The sequence below is a fragment of the Actinomadura sp. WAC 06369 genome, assembly GCF_003947565.1.
Classification (GTDB): domain Bacteria; phylum Actinomycetota; class Actinomycetes; order Streptosporangiales; family Streptosporangiaceae; genus Spirillospora; species Spirillospora rifamycini.
The window spans coordinates 1-19948 of the sequence record NZ_QHJN01000150.1; the positions used below are offsets into that span (position 1 = coordinate 1).

Below are 19948 nucleotides of genomic sequence, written 5' to 3' on the forward strand. Positions count from 1 at the left end.
GGCGTAGGCGGTGCGGGACCGCAGGTCGACGACCCATGCGCCGCCCGCATCGCGCGCGGCGCATGGGTCGTCGACCTGCGGTCCCGCACCGCCTACGCCGCCTCCCACGTCCGGGGCACGGTCGGCGTCGAGCTCTCCCGCCCGTTCGCCACCTACATCGGCTGGCTGATCCCCTGGGGCGCCCCGATCACCCTGATGTCCGACTCCCCCGAGCAGATCGCGGAGGCGCAGCGCCAGCTCGTCCGCATCGGCATCGAGCGCCCGGCGGGCGCCGCCGTCGGGCCGCCCGAGGCCGCCGCCCCGGGCAGCGTCACCGGCTACCCCACCGCCGCGTTCGCCGACGTCCCCTCGGGCGCGACCGTCCTGGACGTCCGCCGCGCGGACGAGCGCGCCCGCGGCGCCGTCGTCGGCTCGATCGGCGTCCCGCTGCACACCCTCGGCGCCCTCGTCGACGAGCTTCCCGGCGACGAGCTGTGGGTGCACTGCGCGAGCGGCTACCGGGCGTCGATCGCCGCGAGCCTCCTGGACCGCGCCGGCCGCGACGTCGTCCTGATCGACGACGACTACGCCGCCGCCGACGCCGCGGGCCTCACGACGTCCCCCGCCGCGGGCTGGGCGTGACGGCCCGCCGTCCGGGCCACCGGAGCGCGCTGGGGCGGCGGTGGACGAACGGGGGTCCGGGACCGCCCGCGGCGGCGGCCGCGTCCTGGACGAGGCCGTGGGCCGGGGAGAGAGCGCGGGCCGGGTCGGTGCGGGCGGCGTCCCCGGTGAGGGCGTGCGCCCGGCGGCGGCAGCCGCCGAAGTCGGTCTCGCGGCGGGGGCACTCCCGGCACGGGCCGGTCATCCAGCTCGTGCCCCGGTAGGCGCTGAAGGCCGGCGAGTCCGTCCGGATCCGGGCGAGGGGCTCGTCCCGGACGTTCGGAACGCGAGGTCGGTGATCCCGTAGGCGGCCGGGCACGGCAGCGCGGTGCCGTCCGGCCCCACGGGGCGGCGGGTCAGGCGGGGGCGCCGGGATCCCAGTGGGCGAGGTCGCGCATGGCGGCGGCGGTGCGCAGGAACCCGTCGTCCCCGAGGAGCTCCCGCAGCTCGGCATTGAACCGGTCGATCTCGGGCTGGGCGGCGCGGAGCGCGGCGCGCCCGCCGGCGGTCAGCTCCAGCACCACGGCGCGGTGCTCGCGCGGATGCGCCCGCCGCGCCACGAGCCCCGCCTTGACGAGCCGGGCGACGAGCGCGGTCACGGCCGACTCGCGCAGCCCCAGGGTGCGGGCGAGCCCGCGCTGGGTGACGTCCGGCCCCTCCCGTACGGCGAGCAGCGCGCCGAGCTGGGCGGTGGTCACCCCGGCGGCGGCGAGGCAGCGCCGGTCGGCGACCGTGCGCAGCCGGTGCGCCGCCCGTTGCAGCAGGAAGAACAGACGCGGATCGGGCTCAGCCTCGGACATAGCGCGATCCTGGCAGACCCCGCGAGCCGGCGACGCCCGCGCGGTGGGGCGTTGACACGCGGGGAGACGGCCCGGCATTCTCACTTCACTAGTGAAGTGAGGTGGGCATGGGCACGACGGTGGATCTGGCGACCGCGCAGCAGGTGCTGGCGGCGCAACCCTTCAACACGCTCGTCGGCGCGCGGCTGGTCGCCTTCGGCGGCGGGGAGGCGACGCTCGAACTGGACGTCCACGACGGCCTGCGGCAGCAGAACGGCCACGTGCACGGCGGGGTGCTCGGCTACCTGGCGGACAACACCCTGACGTTCGCCGCGGGGAGCGTGGTGGGGACCCGGCTGATCACCGCGGGGTTCACCATCGACTACCTGCGCCCCGCCCACGGGACGCTGCTGCGGGCGCACGCCCGGATCGTCCGCGCCGGCCGGACCCGGGTCGTGTGCCGCTGCGACATCGCGGCGGTCGCCGCCGACGGGACGGAGCGGCTGTGCGCGGCCGCGCAGGGCACGATCGCCGTGCCCGGGGAGCGCGCGTTCGCGTCCTGACGCCGTCCCGGGTCACGCGCCCGCGAGGTCGTCCCACCGGGCGCGCACGGCCCGCTCGCCGTCCGGGGTGAGCTCGCCGAGCAGGCGGAGCCGCGCGAGGCCGCCGTCGGGGTGCACGTCCACGCGCACGAGGGACGCCTCCACGGGCGGCACGCGGAACCGGTGGCGGGTGTCGGGCCGGACCCGGGTCCGCGGCAGGACGTCGTGGGAGGGCGCCCGGCCGCCGTCGCGCATCGCCCGGACGGCGACCTCGGCGGGGGCGTTGAACTTCAGGTTCGTCGTGTCGACCTCGACCAGCGTGACCAGGCCCGGGCCGGCGAGGCGCACGAGCGCCCAGTCGTGCCCGGGGCCGCGGCGGCGCGCCGTCTCCCAGCCCTCCGCCTGGGTGCGGGCGAGGCCGGGGAGCAGCATGTTGCCGGGCGACGAGTAGAACGCGTCCGAGCACCCGACGACCCGCGCGCCGTTCTCGAGGGCGGCGAGGTCCACCGTGAGCCCGGTCAGCAGCCGCGGATCCGGGACGACCTCGCCGTGCACGCGCAGCCGCGCGATGCCGCCGTCCGGGAACATGTTCAGCCGGACGTGCGTGAACAGCCGCCCCGCGTCGACGGGGAACGCGTGCGCGGCGTCGCCCCCCAGCGGCGACTTCGGGACGATCTCGACCCAGTCGGCGTCCGCGAGTTCGGCGGGGCCCGGGTACCCGTCCGCGCGGCACGCCTCGACGGACGCGTGCGGCGGGTAGTTGCCCCTGAACCAGGCGGTGTCGACGACGACGCCGCGGACCACGCCGGGCAGGCCGAGCCGGACGAGCGCCCAGTCGTGCCCGGGGCCGCGCCGCCGGGCCGTCTCCCACCCGTCGTACTCCTGCCCCTTCGGCCCGAACGTCTCCGGGCGGAACGCGGGCGCCCACGGGTTGATCAGGTTCTCCTTCGCCGCGAACGACTCGTCGCCGGCGGCGAGCACCGAGCCGCCGAGCGTCCGGACGGCCAGGTCGGGGAGCGCGGCGAAGCCGGTCACGCGGTCTCCGATCGGGTCAGCAGGCGGCCGGCCGGGGCGCCGCCGGCGGGCGCGCCGCGCAGCCAGGTCGTCCGGACGGCGCCGGTGAGGGCGCGGCCCGCGTACGGCGTGCCGGGGTGGCGGTGGTGGAGGGCGGCGGGGTCGACGGTGAACGCCGCGTCGGGGTCGAAGGCGACGAGGTCGGCGTCCCGGCCGACCTCGATGGCGCCCTTGCCGGGGACGCGGGCGAGCGCGGCGGGCGCCGCGGACATCCAGCGGACGACGTCGGCGAGCCCGTGGCCGCGGGCGCGCGCGGCCGTCCAGACGGCGGGCAGGCCGAGCTGGAGCGACGACACGCCGCCCCACGCGGACGCGAAGTCGCCGCGTTTCAGTTCGGGCGCGCAGGGCGAGTGGTCGGTGACGACGCACGAGATGACGCCGTCGGCGAGGCCCCGCCACAATTCGTCCCGGTTGCCGGGGTCGCGGATGGGCGGGCAGCACTTGAACGCGGTCGCGCCGTCCGCGACGTCGTCGGCGGTGAGGGCGAGGTAGTGCGGGCAGGTCTCGGCGGTGACGGGCAGCCCGGCGGCCCGCGCCGCCGCGAGCGGGGCGAGGCATTCGGCCGCCGAGAGGTGCAGGACGTGCGCGCGGACGCCCGTCTCCGCGGCGACCCGGACGACCCGTTCGACGGCGCGGCGCTCGGCCGAGGGCGGGCGGGACGCGAGGAACGCGGCGTAGCCCCCGCCGGCGGGGGCCGTCAGGGCGGCGGGGTCCTCGGCGTGCACGACGGCGAGGCCGCCGAACGACGCGATCTCGGCGAACGCGTCCCGCATCTCGTCCGGGGACAGCGGCGGGAACTCCGGGACCCCCGAGTCGGCGGTGAAGCACGTCAGCTTCTCGGCCCTGAAGGGACCGAGCTTGCAGCTCCTCGCCACCACTGGGTGTGATGGGTCAGGCCGCGTCGTCGGCAGCGTGACTCACTGCCCAGCCCGCCGCACCGCGCGCGGCGATGTTGCGGGCTGCGTTCACGTCGGCGTGCTCAGCGAAGCCGCACGAGGTGCATCTGAATGTCGCCTGGTCGGGGCGGTTGCTCTTGTCGATATGGCCGCACGCCGAACACCCGCGGGAGGTGTTGCGAGGATCGACGTGCACCACGACCACCCCGGCCCGGCGCGCCTTGTAGGCGATGAACTCGCCGAGCTGGGAGAAACTCCACGAGTGCAGCGTGACCCGCTGGGGCTTTCTGAGCCGGACCCTGCACCGGATACCGCCCAGGTCTTCCAAGGCGATGCCGCGGCAGGTGCGTTGAGCCTCGGTCACGATCTGCTTGGACACGCAATGGTTCGTATTCGCCGCGAAGCGCGCTTCGCGGCCGGCCAGGTGCCGCAGCCGCCGTCTGGCGGACTTGGTGCCCTTGGACTGCAGCTTCTTGCGGAGGCGGCGGTTGCGGTGCCGGACCCGGTTCAGGTCCTTGCCGGCATGGACGGTGCCGTCGCTGGTGGTGGCGATGTTGACAATCCCCAGATCGGTACCCAGGAACCCGTTCTCAGGGTTGTTGATCTCGGGTTCGGGGATGTCGCAGGTGGCGTGCAGGTACCAGTTCCCGCCCCGGTGGACCAGGTCGGACTCGCCCCGCCGGTACCCGGTGAGGAGTTTCAGCTGCTCGGGCGAGCACTGGAAGGCGATGCCGGGTGTACGGCCGCGCACGGTCCAGATCGACACGGTGCCGGCGTCGAGCCGCCAGGACAGCGACCGGTCGTCGAACGGCTGCGCGGCGTCCTTGCGGAACCGCACCGGTCTGCCCTCCACCTCACGGCGCCGCCTGCAACCCTCCGGGCCGTAGTTGCCCGCCTTCAGGTTCTCCCTCAAGGTGGCGTAGGCCCCGGCAGCCTTGCGGGCGGCGTGGATCGCCGGCTGCGCCGACAGGCCCATGCCCTTCAGCTCCCGGTAGACGAGGCGCTGCAGGCCGGTTCTGCTGGTGATGCCGGTGGCGAACGCGCGGCGGGAGGCGTGGTTGGCGGCCCGGTTGCAGGCGTGCAGCGTGTCCCGGAGAGCCGCCGCGGCGGTCTCGTCCGGGCACAACTTCACCTGCACGACCAGCTTCACCGCGCCAGGTTAGCATCTTGTCCATGTCACCGAGGTGGGTTCCAGACCCCAACATCAGGCGTGGCCGCAGCGTCGTTTTCAACCTCCATGTTCATCTTGTCTTTGTCACGAAGTATCGGCGTGGTGTGTTCACCGGGGCCATGCTGGAGCACTGCGAGACGGTCATGCGGGAGGTGTGCGAGGGGATGGGCGCCGAGCTGCGCGAGTTCAACGGCGAGGACGACCATGTCCACCTGCTCGTGCACTACCCGCCCAAGCTGGCGATCTCGACCCTGGTCAACCGCCTCAAGGGCACCTCGGCGCACTACCTGCGCAAACAGTTCCCCGCCCATGTCCGCACGTATCTGTGGGGCAATCATTTCTGGTCGCCGTCCTACTTTGCGGCATCCTGCGGCGGGGCGCCGCTGACGGTCATCGCCGAGTACATCGACCGGCAAAAACGCCCGGACTGACGTCCGGGCGCGGGGCAGGGAAGCGATTCCTCCCGGCCGTGAACGACCGGGATTCCTCGCTAGAGCGTGTTGAACCCGAACACGCCGCGCTCGTGCAGCGGCCGCAGCGCGGCGAGGTTGCCGGGGACGGCGCCGCCCCAGAACCCGACGTCCACGTGGCACGCGCCGTCCGCCGCCGCGCGCTTGGCCGCGAGCGCGGCCGGGCCGGTGGTGGGCGGCAGCGAGTTGAGCGGCATGTCGACGAGGGCGGTGACGCCCCCGGCCGCCGCCGCGCGGGTCGCGGTCGCGAACCCCTCCCACTCGGTGCGTCCGGGCTCGTTGATGTGGACGTGCGTGTCGACGAGGCCCGGCAGCAGCGCGGTGCCGCCGAGGTCGACGCCGGACGGCGCGCGGAGGGGCCCGTCGTAGGGGCCGATCGCGGCGATCCGGCCGGCGCGGACGGTGACGGCCGCGGGGCGCTCGCCGTCCGGCAGGACGGTCCGGCGGGATCTGATCACGAGGTCGGGGGGCACGCGGCTCCTTCCGGGGAGCGGAGACGCCGCGGGCGCCCCCGCGGCGGCTCACGGTCGGGGCCGCTCATGCCCGGAGGTCCTCCATCCAGGCGAACTCCCGCTCCGTCGGCCCGTCCGGCCGGTACTCGAGCGCGACGCGGCCGTCGTACCCGATGGCGTCGAGCACGCGGAACAGGCGGGGGAAGTCGATCTCCCCGGTGCCGGGCCGGCCCCGGCCGGGGGCGTCGGCGATCTGCACGTGCCCGATGTCGGCGGCGTGCTCGCGCGCGGCCTTCTCCAGGTCGTCGCCGTTCACGGTCAGGTGGAAGGCGTCGAAGAGGAGCTTCACGTTCGCCGCGCCCGCCGCCCGCGCCCGCCGCACGACGGCCATCGCGTCGGCGGCCGTCTCCAGCGGGTACGCGCCGTTCGCCCCCCGGGAGAGGGGCTCGATCAGCACCGTCCCGCCGAGCGCCCCGACCGCGTCCGCCGCGAACACCAGGTTCGCCGTCGCGGCGCGGTCCTGCTCGGCCGCCGCGACGCCGCCGAGCCGCTGCCCGTACAGGGCGTTGAACGACCGGACGCCCGTCCGCTCGGCGATCCGGACCAGCACGGCGACGCTGTCGCGGAACTCGCCGGCGCGGGCCGGGTCCGACAGGACGCCCCGCTCCCCCGCCGGCATGTCGCCCGCGTAGAAGTTCAGGCCGATCAGCCGGACGCGGGCGTCCGCGAGGGCGGCGCAGAACGCGTCGACGCCGGCGGCGGACGGCACGGGCTCGCCCGGCCACGGCCACCAGAACTCCACCGCGTCGAACCCGGCCGCCTTCGCCGCGGCCGGACGTTCGAGCAGCGGCAGCTCGGTGAACAGGATCGAGCAGTTCACGGCCCACCGCATCCTCATCCGCGCCTCCCTCGGGGCTTCCGCATCCGATGCATGCCGTCATCCTCGGCCACGGCGGCCCCACTCCCCCACCGGGGCCGGGGCGATGTGCTCGGGCCGCACCGGCACCCGGGTGAGCGCGGCGCCCGTGGCGTCGCGGATCGCGGCGACGATGGCGGGCGTGGAGGAGAGCGTGGGCGGCTCCCCGGCGCCCCGGAGCCCGTAGGGGGCGGCGGGGTCGGGGTATTCGAGGATGTCCAGCCGCATCGGCGGCATGTCCAGGATGGTCGGGATGAGGTAGTCGGTGAAGGACGGGTTGCGGACGAGCCCGCCGGACACCTGGATCTCCTCCAGGACGGCGAGGCCGAGGCCCTGCGCGGAGCCGCCGTGGATCTGGCCCTCCAGCGCCTGCCGGTTGAGGATGCGGCCGACGTCCTGGACGGCGGCCAGCTCCACGACCTTGACGAGGCCGAGTTCGACGTCGACGTCCACGACGGCGCGGTGCACGCAGATGGCGAGCTGGGCGTGGCTGGCGCCCTGCCCGGTCACCGGGTCCATCGGCACGGTGGGCCGGTGGCGGTACTCGCGGGTCTCGTCGAGGACGGCGTCGCCGAGCGCGTCCTCGACCGTGCCGAGCACGCCGTCCGCCCGCGAGACGATCATGCCGCCGGCGACGGCCAGGTCCGCGGTCCCGGCGCGGCCGTACCGGTCGGCGGCGAGCGCGAGGAGTCCGGCGCGGACCGCCTCGCAGGCCGCCTTGACCGCGCCGCCCGACATGTACGACTGGCGGGACGCGCTGGACGAGCCGGCATCGCCCACCCGGATGTCGGCCGGGGCGATCGCCACCTTCCCGATGCCGAGTTCGGTGCGGGCGATCTGCGCCTGGATCGTCACGAGGCCCTGCCCGACCTCGGCGGCCGCCGTGTGGACGAGCGCGGTCGCCGCGCCGCCGATGACCTCCAGCCGGACGCGGGCGGTGGACAGGTCGTCGAAGCCCTCGGAGAAGCAGATGTTCTTGATCCCGACGCCGTAGCCGACGCCGCGCACGACGCCCTCGCCGCGGGTGGTCTGGGACGCGCCGCCCGGCAGGTTCCGGATGTCGGACGTGTCGGCGGGCGCGGGCATCTGCACGGCCTCCAGCCGCGCCAGCATGTCCGCGAGCGGCGCCGGGGAGTCGATGACCTGCCCGCTCGCGATCGCCGACCCCTGCGAGACGGCGTTGCGGCGGCGGACCTCGACCGGGCCGATGCCGCACGCGGCGGCGACCCGGTCCATCATCGACTCGTAGGCGAAGCACGCCTGGACGGCGCCGAACCCGCGCATCGCCCCGCACGGCGGGTTGTTGGTGTACACCCCGTACGCGTCGATCCTGATGTTGGGGATCTCGTACGGGCCGACGCCGAGCGACGCGGCGCCGCCGACGACGTTGCGGGTCGACGACGTGTACGCGCCGCCGTCGAGGACGATCTCCACGTCGGCGTACAGGAGCTTCCCGTCCGCCGCGGCGCCGTACTCGTACCGCATCCGCGCGGGATGCCGGTGGACGTGCCCGAAGAACGACTCCTCCCGGTTGTACGACATCTTCACCGGTTTGCCGGTGCGCAGCGCCAGCATCGCGGCGTGGATCTGCACCGACAGGTCCTCCCGGCCGCCGAACGCGCCGCCGACGCCCGCCAGCGCCATGTGGATCCGGTCCTCGGGGAGGCCGAGGCACGGCGCGATCTGCGCGAGGTCGTTGTGCAGCCACTGCGTCGACACGTACAGCTCGACGCCGCCGTCCTCGGCCGGGACCGCCAGCCCGGCCTCCGGCCCGAGGAACGCCTGGTCCTGCATGCCGACCTCGAACTCCGCGGACACCACGACCGCGGCCGCCGCCCGCGCCGCGCCGACGTCCCCCACCCGGACGGGCTGGTGGCGGACGATGCCGCCGCGCGGCTGCACCCGGAGCCCGTCGGGGTCGGCGACCACCGCGCGGGGGTCGGTGACCGGCTCCAGCACCTCGTAGCCGACGGCGATGCGCTCCAGGGCGCGGCGCGCCGTCTCGGGGTGGTCGGCGGCGACGATCGCGACCGGCTCGCCCTGGTGCCGGACCTCGCCGAACGCGAGGACCGGCTGGTCCGCGGCGCCGTCCTCCCCGTACACCTTCGCGCCGGGCACGTCCTCGTGCGTGAGGGCGGCGTGCACGCCCGGCACCGCCAGCGCGGGCCCGACGTCGATCGACCGGACGAGCGCGCGGGGGTGCGGGCTGCGCAGCGTGGCGCCCCACAGCATCCCGTCCATCCACAGGTCGGACGCGTACGCGAACTCGCCCGTGACCTTGAGGGTGCCGTCGGGGCGGGCCGGGCTCTCGCCGACGCCGCCGGCGCCGGGCGCCTCCACCCTGCCCGGGCTCTTCACCGGACCGCTCCGCACCGGACCGCTTCCCAGCGGGCCGCTTCCCATCGGGCCGCTTCCTATCGAGGACGCCATCTACAGCACCTCCTCCGCGAGCCGCATCAGCCGGCGGTGCGCGTCCGCGCCGCGCCGCGCCGCCTCGTCCTGCGGGACGCTCACCAGCACGTCGCCGTCGACGATCGTCCGGCCGCCGACGAGCAGCCGCTCCAGCGGCGGGGTGCCGCCGAACGCGAGGGCGACCACCGGGTCGTCGACGGCCGCGTGGAAGCCGTCCACCCGCCACAGCGCGACGTCCGCGAGCTTCCCCGGTTCGAGGGTGCCCAGCTCGTCGTCGCGGCCCAGGCAGCGGGCGCCGCCGAGGGTCGCCATCTCCAGCGCCTGCCGGGCGGTCAGCGCCGCCGGCCCGTACCGAGCGCGCTGCAGGTAGATCGCCTGCCGCATCTCCCCCGCGAGCGGGACGAGCTCGGCCGACGCCGCCCCGTCCACGCCGAGCCCGACGATCGCGCCCTCCCGCAGCAGGTCCGCCACGCGGGCGATGCCGGCGCCGAGCCGGGCGTTGGAGCTGGGGCAGTGCGCGGTGCCGGTGCGGGTCTCGGCCAGCCGCTTCACGTCGGCGTCGTGCAGGTGGACGCAGTGCGCGAGCCACACGTCGGGGCCGAGCCAGCCGATCGAGTCCAGGTACTCGGCCGGGGTCGTGCCGAACCGCTCGCGGGTGTGCTCCTCCTCGTCGAGGGTCTCGGCGAGGTGCGTGTGCAGCCGGACGTCCTTCTCGCGCGCCAGCTCCGCCGACCGGACGAGCAGGTCGCGGGTCACCGAGAACGGCGAGCAGGGCGCGACGGCGACGCGCAGCATCGAGCCCGGCGACGGGTCGTGGTACCGGTCGATCGCGGCCTCGGTCTCGGCGAGGATCGTGTCGAGGTCCTCCACGACCTCGTCCGGCGGGAGGCCGCCGTCCGACCGCCCCCGGTCCATCGAGCCCCGCGCCGGGTGGAACCGGATGCCCAGCTCGGCGGCCGCGTCGATCTCGGCGGCGAACAGGTCGCCGCGCCCCTTCGGGAACAGGTAGTGGTGGTCGGACGCCGTGGTGCAGCCCGACTTCGCGAGCCAGCCGAGACCGGCGCTCGCCGCGCCCGCCACCACCTCGGCGTCCATCTTCGACCACGGCTCGTAGAGGGTGGTCAGCCACTCGAACAGCGTGCTGTCGCTCGCCATGCCCTGGCTGGCCCACTGGTACAGGTGGTGGTGCGCGTTGACCAGGCCCGGGGTGGCGACGCAGCCGGTGCCGTCGATCTTCTCCGCGCCCTCGATCACGGGGGCCGGCCCGGACCCGACGGCGGTGATGCGGTCGCCGTCGATCACGATGTGCCCGCCGGGATGCTCGTCCCCCGACACCGTCACGACGTGCGCGTTCTCGATGACGGTCCTCATGCGGTCGCTCGTCCCCGGGCGGCCGCCTTGCGCGCGGCCGCGAGGCGCACCGCGTCCAGGATCTGCTCGTACCCGGTGCAGCGGCACAGGTTCCCCGCGAGCGCCTCGCGGATCTCCGCGTCGCTCGGCGCGGGATTGCGTTCGATCAGGTCGTGGGACTGGACGATCAGGCCCGGCGTGCAGAACCCGCACTGGACGGCGCCCGCCTCCACGAACGCCTCCTGGACGGGATCGAGCCGCTCGTCCCCCGGCGCCCCCTCGGCCAGCCCCTCGACGGTGCGGACCTCGCGGCCCTCCGCCTGCCCGGCCGCGACGAGGCACGCGCACGCCGGCACGCCGTCCAGGTACACCGTGCACGAGCCGCACTCGCCCTGCTCGCAGGCGTTCTTGGAGCCCGGCAGGCCCATGCGCTCCCGCAGCATGTACAGCAGGCTCTCGCCCTCCCACACGTCGTCCACGGTCTCCGCCGAGCCGTTGACGGTGAGGTTCACGCGCATCAGGACGCCTCCCTTCCCTCGATGCCCGCCCGGTGGTCGTTCCAGGCCCAGGTGAGCGTGCGCCGCGCCATCACCGCGAGGGCGCGGCGACGGTAGTCGGCGGTGCCCCGCACGTCGTCGATCGGGGCCGCCGCCCGCGCCACCAGCTCGCCGAACGCCCGCGCCGCCGATTCCCGCAGCGGGCCGCGCCCGTCCCAGTCGAGCCCGGCGGCGGCGAACTCCTCCGCCTCCCGCGCCCGGCGCGGGGTCGCGGCGGCCGAACCGAACCCGGTGCCGACGCGGCGCTCGTCCGGGTGCAGCGCCACCGCGAACGAGCACACCGCGATCACCATCGCGTTCCGGGTGCCGACCTTGGAGAAGTACTGCGGGCCGGACGCCGGCCGGACGCGGAACGCGCGGATCAGCTCGTCCGGCTCCAGCGCCGACCGCTTCACGCCCAGGTAGAACTCCTCCGCCGGGATCAGCCGGACGCCGCGCGCGGCCGACTCGACCTCGATCACCGCGCCCCCGGCCAGCAGCGGCGGGTGCGCGTCGCCCGCCGGGGACGCCGCGCCCAGGTTGCCGCCGACCGTCCCGCGGTTGCGGATCTGCGGCGACCCGACCGTCCGGGACGCCTGCGCGAGCCCCGGCAGCCGGTCGCCCAGCTCCCGGATCAGCCGCGCGTACGGGACGCCCGCGCCGACGCGGAGCGTCCCGCCGTCCTCGTCCCATGCGGCCAGCTCACCGACGCGGGTCAGGTCGAGCAGCGCCTCCGGCCGCCGCGCGTCGAAGTTGATCTCGACCATGACGTCGGTGCCGCCCTGGATCGGCAGCGCACCCGGGTGCGCGGCCTTCGCGGCGAGCGCGTCCTCCCAGGTCGCCGGTCGCAGGAACTCCATCGCGCCCCCCTCAGTTCCACGCGTCCGGCGCGCCCGGGGCGTCGTCGTCGAGCACCGTGCCCTCGATGAGCCCGTACGGGCGGTCGGCCGCGTGGTAGACCTCGTTGTCGTTGTCCATGCCGAACGGCCGCAGGTCGACGAGGACGTGGTGCCGGTTCGGCATCGACATCCGCACCTCGCAGACCTCGCGGCGCTCCCGCAGCACGCGCCGCCCCATCGCGTAGAGCGTCTGCTGCAGCGACATGCTGTGCGTCTCCGCGAACCCCCTCAGCAGGTGTTCCCGCACCGCCCGGTACGAGTCGTCCCAATCCGCGCCGGCCCGGCGGTGCCGCCAGGTCGCCGTCACGGCCGTCGCCAGGATCCGGTCGTCCGCGGGCTCCAGCGTCGTGAACTCGTCCTCGGCGAACCCGCGGAACTCGCTGCCGGTCGAGTTCAGCAGCGCGAGGCCCGTCACCCCCGACACGACCGTCTCCCGCCCGCCCGTCCCGTCGCTGTGGACGAGCGCGGTCCGCACCTCCGTGCCGTCCCGGACGAACGAGTGCCGCCCGGTGACCCGGCTCCAGGCGTACTCCTCGATCTCCACCCGGGCGTGCGCGACCGGCGGCAGCGCGTCCGCGAAGTGCCGCGCCAGCCGCAGCCCGAAGGTCTCGATCTCTCCGACCCCGTACCGCTTCGCGAACGCGAACACGGTGTTCTTCTGCGTGTCCGTGGGCAGCACCGCCGCGTTGTCGCCGGTCAGATGCGCGGCCTCCATGTCGCCCGACAGCAGCACGCTCACGTTGACGTCCTTGATCCGGTGGACGTCGCCGTCGCGGGTCACGCGGACGACCCGCGTCTCCGCCTTCCCGTACCGGTTGCCGCCGAGCACGATCGCCATGCGTCCTAGCTCCCTCGGTAGGTCGAGTACGCGAACGGGCTGACCAGCAGCGGGACGTGCAGGTGCGCGTCCGGGTCGGCGATCGTGAACGCGACCGCCGCCTCGGGGTAGAAGTCCGACAGGCCCGCCGTGTCGAACGTCAGCCGGTGCACGCCCGCGCCCGGCGCGACGCCCCAGTCGCGGACGCGCCCGTCCCCGTCCGTCCGGGCCTCCGCGAGCGCCGTCCACGCCCCGTCCGGCTCCCTGCGCTCCAGCAGCACCCGCACGCCCCGCGCGGGCAGCCCGCGGGACGCGTCCAGCACGTGCGTCGAAAGGCTCACGCCGACTCCCCGTGGGGGGACGGCCCCCCACACCCCCCGGCAAGAGCCGCGCTCATGCCTTCGCTCCGCTCAGTCATGCCGCTCCCCCATCAGCTTCGCCAGCCGCAGATCGACGATCCCGGCCAGTTCCCGGCGGACGACCGCGCGCTCGGCCTCCGGGTCGTTGCCCAGCCGCTCCCGGAGGGCGGCCAGCATCTCCGCCGCGCTCAGCCCGGTCGCGCAGATGAGGAACACATGCCCGAACCGCTCCTCATATGCGCGGTTGCCCTCGATCAGGGCGTCCCGAACCTCCGCCGGGGCCCCGTCCGCCCCGGACTGCTCGCCCCGCGACCACGCCGGGCCGCGACCGCCGCCCCGCACCCGGTCGCCGATCCGGGGGTGCGCGGCGAGCGCCTCCGCGACGCCGGCCCAGTCCAGCCCGTCCAGCGCCCGCGCCGACGCCGTCCGCAGCTCCGCGGGGCCCGCGCCGCGCACCGCCGCGAGCCACGCGCGGGACGCGCAGCAGGCCCGCAGGTCGTCCTCGGTGACCGGCACCCGCGCCTCCCCTCGTCCGTCCTGACTGCAGTAGACCCGGCGGCCCGCGGCCCGGTCGAGGGACAGGACCTCCGAGAAGCGGCCCCGGTCGGGGCCCCGGTTTCGTGCGTTGCTCCAAGCGCGCCCTACACCCGGACCCGTCCCCCTGGGTTAACTGGCCGTATGAGACTGCGTTCCCTCCTCGCCATGCCCCTGCGGCTGGAGGTCGTCACCGGGGAGGACGAACTGGACCGGACGATCCGGTGGGTCGTCACCACCGACCTGCTCGACCCCGGCCGCTACCTGCGCGGCCGCGAGCTCGTGCTGACCGGCCTCGTGTGGCGCACCGGCCCCGCCGACTCCGAGACGTTCGTGTCGGCGCTCGCCGCGGCCGGGGTGTCCGCCCTCGCCGCGTGGGACCTCGCGTCCGGCACCGTCCCGGACGACCTCGTCGCGGCGTGCGAACGGCACCGGCTCCCGCTGTTCAAGGTCCCCGAGGACGTGGCGTTCGCGACCGTCACCGAGGAGGTCGTCCGGCGGCTGTCGGGCGCCCGCGCCGCCGACCTGACCGCCGTCCTCGACCGGCACCGCCGGCTCGTCGCGGACCGGGGCGCGGGCCTGGACGCCGTCCTCGACCTCCTGGACCGCGACCTCGGCATGCGCTGCTGGGTGCTCGCCCCCACCGGCCGCGTCGTCGCCGGGCCGCCCGCGCCCGCGCCGCCGGACGCCCTGGCCCGCGCGTTCCTGACCGCGCCGCGGCTCCCGCACCACCTCGCCGACCCGGGCGTCACCCTCTTCCCCGTCGCGGAGGACGCCACCTCGCGCGTCGCCGACTGGTTCCTGGCCTGCGCGGGCGACGCCGCCGACTGGCCACCCGAGCGCCGCGCCCTCGCCGCCGAGCTCGCCGCGATCGCCGCGCTCGAACGCGCCCGCCTCGACGACCGCCTCGGCGTGGAGGGCCGGGTGGCGCAGGAACTCGTCCGCCTCGTCGCCGCCGCCGCGCCCCCCGACGAGATCGCCCCCGCCTCGAACTCGCGGGCCTCGACCCCGCGGCGTCGTTCGTCGCGGTCGCCGCCACGGGGCGCGGGTCCCTGCGGCCGGGCGAGCTGCGCACGCTCCTCGCGGAGGCCGCGCCGGTCCCCCGCCCCCTCGTGGGCCTGCTCGACGACGAGGCCGTCGCGCTCGTCCCCGCCGCCCCGGACGCGGACGTCGCCGGCGGCGTGCAGGCCGCCCTGCGGGCCCTCGCCCCCGGCCTCGCCGGCTCCGGCATCGCCGTGGGCGTCAGCGACGTCGTCCCCGCCGCCGAACTGCGCGGCGCCGTCGAGGAGGCGCGCTGCGCGCGCCGCATCGCCGCCAGCCGCACCGACCCCGTGCGCACCGATTCCGTACACATCGACCCCGTGCGCATCGTCCGGCACGACGAGCTCGCCACCCACGTCCTGCTGCTCGCGAGCGTGCCGGACGACGTCCGCCAGATGTTCGAGATGCGGCTCCTCGCCCCGCTGCGGAGCTACGACGACGCCCACAAGGCGGACCTGATCCGCACCCTCGAGACGTTCCTGCAATGCTCCGGGTCTTGGACGAAATGCGCCGAACGGCTGCACCTGCACGTGAACTCCGTCCGGTACCGCATCCAGCGCATCGAGGGACCTCACCGGCCGCGACCTGTCCCGCCTGGAGGACCGGGTCGACTTCTTCCTCGCCCTCCGCCTCGCCTAGGACCGCCCCGAGCCCGGCGCCCGGTCCCGCCCGTCAGTTCCGGGCGAAGCGGTACCTCGTCTGCCCGTGGGGGTCCTTGGCGAACGCGAACACGGCGGACGGCTCGACGCGGAACACGGCCGCGGCGTCCTCGCCCGCGCCGAAGACGCCGTCCCCGACCTCGAAGCGCCAGGTCTCGCCGTACTTGTCCACGTACGCGTCGGCCAGGCGCCGCAGGGACGGCCGGTCGGTCACCCGCACGGCGGCGCCCTCGACGACCACGTCGAGGCCCTTCGCCCACGCGTTGCTCCCCGTGGTCAGCGTCACCTGCCGGCTGTGGTCGAGGTTGCGGGCCTTCTGCTCGCGCAGGCCGGTGCAGAAGTGGACGGCGTCCTCCCGCAGCACCCCGATGAGGGGCGTCACGTGCGGACGCCCGTCCCTTCGCACGGTGGCGAGCCAGTACAGTTCCGCGTCCCGCAGCACGCGCCGCGCCTCTGGCCACGGCGTCGCTCGCGCGGACGGGTCGCTGAACCGGCCGTCGAACTCGGTGACGGGTCCGTCTCCGGTCATGGGATGCCTCGCTCTCAGGCGGTGTGGCGGGTGATGGCGGGAACGACCGTGTCCCAGGTGCGGCGCGGGAGGCCCTGGCCGGTGCGCGGGAGGACCAGCAGTTCGGCGCGGGGGATCTCGGCGGCGAGGGCCTCGGCGTTGCCGAGCGGGAAGAACGGGTCGTCCTCGCCGTGGATCACCAGCGCGGGGGCGGTGATCTCGGGGAGCCGCTCGCGCCAGCGGTCGCCGCAGTCGAGGGCGGCGAACACGGTGCCCATCTGGTTCGCGCGGTGCGCCTTGCCGGGGTCGTCGCCGGCGGGCGTCCGGTCGTAGACGCGCTCGATGTCCGCGCGGGCCTCGTCCTCGTCGAAGTCGCGGCCCCCGGTGACGCGGGCGCTCGCGAGCCGGAAGGCGACGACGGACGCCCGGTCGGTCCAGTCGACCGGCGGCGCGTTCATGAACGCCTCCATGACCTCGGGCGCGTGGTCGGGGAGGTCGGGGTCGACCGGGCCGGGGGCGACGGGCCGGGTGCCGATGAGGGTGAGGGTGGCGACGCGGTCGGGGTGGTCGAGGGCGAGGAGCTGGGCGATCCAGCCACCGGGACCGGCGCCGGCGACGTGCGCGCGGGGCAGGTCCAGCGCGTCGAGCAGGGCGGCGGCGTCCGCGACGAGGTCGCGGAGGGTGTAGCCGGGGGCGTCCGGGTCGACGGTGGTGGAGCGGCCCACGTCGCGCAGGTCGTACCGGACGACGAAGCGGCGCAGGGCCGCGAGGCGGGTGCAGAAGGCGTCGGGCCAGGTGAGCATCGTGCCGCCGATGAGCAGGATCGGCGGCTCCGCGGGGTCGCCGAAGGTCTCCGCGCACAGCTCGACGCCGTTGGCCTTGATGAGTTCTTCCATGCCCGTTCCGACCCGCGCGGCGCCCGGAACTCATCGGCCGGCGGCGCGGGCGCGCCGCCGGCCGGGGCGATCAGGACCCGGTGACGGCGGCCGGGGCCGCGGAGATGCTCTCCTCGGCGGCGTCCCGGCGGACGCCGAGGCCGGGGCAAAACGCCGTCGCCGTCCTCCAGTTCGAGGAGTGCGAGGAGGAGGTGCTCGGTGCCGATGTAGTTCCGACCGTCAACCGCACGTTGACGATCACCAGTCGGCGGCCCCCGCGAAGGACGTCCGGTGCGGCCGGTAGCCGAGGATCCCGCGGGCCGCCGTGATGTCGAGGGTCCGCTCGACCGCGAGATGGCTGATCGCGTACCGGGTGATCCGGGGCGGTTCGGGACGTCCGGCCAGCAGGAACGCGCCCTCGGCGACGGCGGCGACCGGGCGGGCCAGGGCCGCCGGGACGTACGCCGGACGGGCCCGGACGCCGCGTTCGCGCAGGATCTCCCGGAACGCCGCGTCGATCGTCACGGGTTCGGCGTCGGCGACGTTGAACGCGCGCGCGGCGACGTCCGGGACGGTCGCGGCCAGCGTGCACGCCTGCACGAGGTTGCCGATCGACGTGAGGCTGACCCGCTGCCCGCCCGTCCCGACCGCGGGCAGCACCGGCCCCCGCACCGCCGAGAGCACGCGCGGGAGCAGGGTCGTGTCGCCGGGCCCGTAGACGGCGTGCGGCCGCAGGACGATCGCGCCGCGGGAGAGCGCGAGCCGTTCGGCCGCCGCTTTCGAGGCCCCGTAGGCGTTCATGTAGCGGCGGACGGGCGCCTCGTCCTCGGTCGCCATCACGCTCGGCCGGAACGGGTCGTACACGCTCGCCGTGCTGACGTGCACGAACCGTGCGTCCGGGAACGCCGCGAGGGCGCTGCGGGTGCCGGTGAGGTTCGCCGCGAACAGGTCGGCGGGGCGCCCCCAGTCGGTGACGCTCCCCGCGCAGTGGATCACCGCGTCCACGCGGGGCGGGTCGGGCGGCGGGCCGTGCGCGAGGTCCCACGGCCGGTAGGGCGCGCCGCCCACGTGCCCCGGGGCCACGGCGGGACGGCGGCCGAACGCGAGGACCGTCGCGCCCTCGGCGGCCAGGGCGCGGCACACCGCGCCGCCGACGAACCCGGACGCCCCGGTCACGGCGATCCTCATCGCGCCACCACCTCGCGGAGCCGGTCGCGGTCGAGCTTGCGCGTGCGTCCCGAGCGGGGCAGCCCGGGGAGGACGACGACGCGGTCGGGCAGCGCGTCGTGGTCGATGACGTCCGGGAGCGCGCGGCGGAGCCGTCCGGGCAGGCCGGGCGGGGCCGCAGCGTCGGGCACCACGGCCAGCACCACCTCCTCGTCGCCCGTGGACGGGTCGGGGACGCCGACGATCGCGGCTTCGGCGACGTCCGGGAGCGCGGCGATCGACGGCTCGTACAGGCCCGGGTACAGGTTGAACTTGCCGCGGATCAGCATGTCCTTCTTGCGGCCGGTGAGGACGAGCCGTCCGGCGTCGAGTCGGGCGAGGTCGCCGGTCGGCAGTTCGTCCAGGGGGTCGGCGCCGAGGTAGCCGCGGCACAGGTTCGGGCCCGAGAGCAGCAGCTCGCCGTCGTCCGCGACGCGCGCCCCGACGCCCGGCAGCGGCGTCCCGAGCAGGTCGCCCGGCCCGGCGAACGCGAGCTTCTCCTCCGCCGACGCGATCGCGACCGGGAGGATTTCGGTCATCGCGTACACCGACGCGACCTCGGCCGACGGCGCCGCCGCCGCGGCCCGCCGCAGGATCGCGGGCGGCGCCGGGGCCGCGCCGAGCAGGACGTGCCGCAGCGTTCCCGGCAGCTCCGGCGTCGCGTCCAGGATCTCCGCGAGGTGCACGGGGACGCAGAACGTGTGCGTCGCCCGGCGGTCGCGGAGCAGCCGGGCGAACTCGGCGGGCGGGCAGCCGAGCGGCGGCAGCGACCAGCGGGCGCCGGAGATCAGCGTGGGCAGCCCGAGCATGAGCTGGTCGGTGTGGACGACGTCGCCGGGGCCGAGCGGCAGCCGCGCCCGGAACAGGTCGAGCGCCGCCGCGAGCGAGCCCTGCGTGTGGACGACCGCGCGCGGATCCGCCGTCGTCCCGGACGTGAAGATCACGGCGGCGGGCGCGTCCGGATCGGCGTCCGCGGCGGGTTCGGGCGCCGGGCCGGACGCGAGCCGGGCGAACGCGAGGGACCCGCGCGGGACGCCCGGCAGCCGCCGGCCCACGTGGACGTGCCGCATCGGCCCCGCGCCCGGGACCCGCAGCTCGGCGAGGTTCGGCAGGAGCAGCCCGCGCCGCCGCGCGTAGGCCCGGACGGGTCGCAGCCGGCTGCCCGCGTACAGCACCGACTCCGCCGCCGACCAGCGGGGCCGCGCCAGCCGCAGCCGCGCGGTGAACATCTCCGGCCCGGCACCCGGGTCGGCGAACACGACCACTCCCCCGGCGGCGACGACGCCGAGCGCCAGCGCGAGCGACTCCGGCGACGGCCGCACGGAGAACAGCACCCCGTCCCCGGGGTCCAGACCCTCCGATATCAACCCGTGCCGGACGGCCAGCACCCGCCGCCGCAGTTCCCCGTAGGTGAGCGCGGCGCCGTCCCCCGCGACGAGCGCGACCGCCGCGGGCGTCCGCCCCGCCTGCTCCAGCAACCGCCGAACGAGCGTCATCGCGCCCCCTCCCCGGCCGGCCCCCGCCCGCGCCCCCCCCCCCGCGGCCCCGCCCGCCCGGCCCCGCCCCTGAACAGGCGGCCCGCTCGCGCCGCGGCCGCGGCGCAGGCGCCGCGCTCTCCGCGCGCGTCCGCCGCGGGAGGGTCCGCGGCCGGACGGTCGGCTCGGGCAAGGCACGCGGGCGCGTCATCGGCGGGGCTCCTTGCGGATCGTGAGGCGGCGGTAGGTCGGGATCAGGACGTTCCGGGCGGCGGAGCGTTCGACGATCCGGAGGGGGGCGGCGTCCCGGACGGTGCGGGCCACGCGGCGGATCTGGG

General features: G+C 75.9%; 20 protein-coding genes and 4 pseudogenes. 5 read left to right on the plus strand and 19 right to left on the minus strand.

Features of this window, described 5'->3' with window-relative positions; translation table 11 throughout:
* Window positions 1–621 (plus strand): rhodanese-like domain-containing protein (locus DMH08_RS40445; protein ID WP_325052956.1); only part of this gene is annotated, 621 nt, incomplete at its 5' end.
* Here DMH08_RS40445 and DMH08_RS30775 read toward each other — a convergent pair.
* Complete coding sequence (locus DMH08_RS30775; protein ID WP_125619454.1) at window positions 590–844, minus strand: hypothetical protein; 255 nt, start codon at window positions 842–844, stop codon at window positions 590–592. The two genes, DMH08_RS40445 and DMH08_RS30775, sit on opposite strands and share 32 nt — an antisense overlap.
* 151 nt (window positions 845–995) lie before the next feature.
* On the minus strand, window positions 996–1439 hold the full coding sequence (locus DMH08_RS30780; RefSeq protein ID WP_026401134.1) for a MarR family winged helix-turn-helix transcriptional regulator: 444 nt from the start codon (window positions 1437–1439) through the stop codon (window positions 996–998).
* Between the two features lie 107 nt (window positions 1440–1546).
* Between DMH08_RS30780 and DMH08_RS30785 the strand changes: the two genes are divergently transcribed.
* A complete protein-coding gene (locus tag DMH08_RS30785) occupies window positions 1547–1981 on the plus strand; it encodes a PaaI family thioesterase (RefSeq protein ID WP_125619455.1) in 435 nt (144 codons plus the stop codon).
* A gap of 12 nt (window positions 1982–1993) precedes the next feature.
* Here the strand turns inward: DMH08_RS30785 and alc are convergent, their stop codons facing one another.
* Genes alc through DMH08_RS30800 form a run of 3 tightly spaced genes read right to left on the minus strand, consistent with a single transcriptional unit; the run spans window position 1994 to window position 5080 of the window.
* Window positions 1994–2995 carry an allantoicase gene (alc, locus tag DMH08_RS30790; protein WP_026401136.1) on the minus strand — a complete coding sequence of 334 codons (1002 nt, stop codon included), beginning with the start codon at window positions 2993–2995 and terminating at the stop codon, window positions 1994–1996.
* Entirely contained in the window at window positions 2992–3909 is a 918-nt protein-coding gene (locus tag DMH08_RS30795; protein ID WP_233617905.1) for an amidohydrolase family protein, read from the minus strand. The genes alc and DMH08_RS30795 overlap by 4 nt, the downstream gene beginning before the upstream one ends.
* A 16-nt stretch (window positions 3910–3925) precedes the next feature.
* The gene (locus tag DMH08_RS30800) at window positions 3926–5080 is read right to left on the minus strand and encodes an RNA-guided endonuclease InsQ/TnpB family protein (protein WP_026401137.1); all 1155 of its coding nucleotides are present in this window, start codon (window positions 5078–5080) and stop codon (window positions 3926–3928) included.
* Window positions 5081–5103: 23 nt separating this feature from the next.
* Here DMH08_RS30800 and tnpA point away from each other — a divergent pair, with 23 nt between their 5' ends.
* Entirely contained in the window at window positions 5104–5532 is a 429-nt protein-coding gene (gene tnpA, locus DMH08_RS30805; protein ID WP_084549891.1) for an IS200/IS605 family transposase, read from the plus strand.
* Between the two features lie 71 nt (window positions 5533–5603).
* On the opposite strand, the pseudogene DMH08_RS30810 reads toward tnpA, so the two are convergent.
* From DMH08_RS30810 to uraD, 9 genes and pseudogenes are all read right to left on the minus strand, one after another.
* Window positions 5604–6029, minus strand: a pseudogene (locus DMH08_RS30810) (amidohydrolase family protein); the annotation flags it as partial.
* A 79-nt stretch (window positions 6030–6108) separates the two neighbouring features.
* Complete coding sequence (locus DMH08_RS30815; RefSeq protein WP_199748090.1) at window positions 6109–6915, minus strand: hydroxypyruvate isomerase family protein; 807 nt, start codon at window positions 6913–6915, stop codon at window positions 6109–6111.
* Between the two features lie 45 nt (window positions 6916–6960).
* Complete coding sequence (locus tag DMH08_RS30820; RefSeq protein WP_125619458.1) at window positions 6961–9342, minus strand: molybdopterin cofactor-binding domain-containing protein; 2382 nt, start codon at window positions 9340–9342, stop codon at window positions 6961–6963.
* A 27-nt stretch (window positions 9343–9369) separates the two neighbouring features.
* Window positions 9370–10722, minus strand: a complete 1353-nt coding sequence (locus tag DMH08_RS30825) for an 8-oxoguanine deaminase (RefSeq protein WP_125619460.1) — start codon at window positions 10720–10722, stop codon at window positions 9370–9372.
* Entirely contained in the window at window positions 10719–11219 is a 501-nt protein-coding gene (locus tag DMH08_RS30830) for a (2Fe-2S)-binding protein (RefSeq protein ID WP_125619462.1), read from the minus strand. Before DMH08_RS30830 ends, DMH08_RS30825 begins: the two co-directional genes overlap by 4 nt.
* Window positions 11219–12097, minus strand: coding sequence for an FAD binding domain-containing protein (locus DMH08_RS30835; RefSeq protein WP_125619464.1), 879 nt, complete (start codon window positions 12095–12097; stop codon window positions 11219–11221). Before DMH08_RS30835 ends, DMH08_RS30830 begins: the two co-directional genes overlap by 1 nt.
* Before the next feature lie 10 nt (window positions 12098–12107).
* Window positions 12108–12974 (minus strand): factor-independent urate hydroxylase, encoded by an 867-nt coding sequence (pucL, locus tag DMH08_RS30840; protein ID WP_125619466.1) that lies wholly within the window; start codon window positions 12972–12974, stop codon window positions 12108–12110.
* 5 nt (window positions 12975–12979) lie between these two features.
* Entirely contained in the window at window positions 12980–13294 is a 315-nt protein-coding gene (uraH, locus tag DMH08_RS30845; protein WP_026401146.1) for a hydroxyisourate hydrolase, read from the minus strand.
* Window positions 13295–13363: 69 nt separating this feature from the next.
* Window positions 13364–13828, minus strand: a complete 465-nt coding sequence (gene uraD / locus DMH08_RS30850) for a 2-oxo-4-hydroxy-4-carboxy-5-ureidoimidazoline decarboxylase (RefSeq protein WP_034516823.1) — start codon at window positions 13826–13828, stop codon at window positions 13364–13366.
* A 186-nt stretch (window positions 13829–14014) separates the two neighbouring features.
* On the opposite strand from uraD, the pseudogene DMH08_RS42870 reads away from it, so the two are divergent.
* Both DMH08_RS42870 and DMH08_RS30855 read left to right on the plus strand, forming a co-directional pair.
* Window positions 14015–14290 (plus strand): annotated as a pseudogene (locus tag DMH08_RS42870) (PucR family transcriptional regulator ligand-binding domain-containing protein); the annotation flags it as partial.
* Window positions 14266–15402: pseudogene (locus DMH08_RS30855) on the plus strand (hypothetical protein); the annotation flags it as partial. The pseudogenes DMH08_RS42870 and DMH08_RS30855, both read left to right, overlap by 25 nt.
* A gap of 157 nt (window positions 15403–15559) precedes the next feature.
* On the opposite strand, the gene DMH08_RS30860 reads toward DMH08_RS30855, so the two are convergent.
* The 5 genes and pseudogenes from DMH08_RS30860 to DMH08_RS30880 all read right to left on the minus strand — a co-directional run bounded on the left by DMH08_RS30860 (window position 15560) and on the right by DMH08_RS30880 (window position 19631).
* Complete coding sequence (locus tag DMH08_RS30860; protein WP_026401147.1) at window positions 15560–16075, minus strand: pyridoxamine 5'-phosphate oxidase family protein; 516 nt, start codon at window positions 16073–16075, stop codon at window positions 15560–15562.
* 14 nt (window positions 16076–16089) lie between these two features.
* Window positions 16090–16950 (minus strand): alpha/beta fold hydrolase, encoded by an 861-nt coding sequence (locus DMH08_RS30865; protein WP_026401148.1) that lies wholly within the window; start codon window positions 16948–16950, stop codon window positions 16090–16092.
* A gap of 155 nt (window positions 16951–17105) precedes the next feature.
* A pseudogene (locus DMH08_RS42875) lies at window positions 17106–17159 on the minus strand (Clp protease N-terminal domain-containing protein); the annotation flags it as partial.
* A 28-nt stretch (window positions 17160–17187) separates the two neighbouring features.
* A complete protein-coding gene (locus tag DMH08_RS30875; RefSeq protein ID WP_125619468.1) occupies window positions 17188–18117 on the minus strand; it encodes an NAD-dependent epimerase/dehydratase family protein in 930 nt (309 codons plus the stop codon).
* On the minus strand, window positions 18114–19631 hold the full coding sequence (locus tag DMH08_RS30880; RefSeq protein ID WP_125619470.1) for a class I adenylate-forming enzyme family protein: 1518 nt from the start codon (window positions 19629–19631) through the stop codon (window positions 18114–18116). Before DMH08_RS30880 ends, DMH08_RS30875 begins: the two co-directional genes overlap by 4 nt.
* Between the last annotated feature and the right edge of the window lie 317 nt (window positions 19632–19948).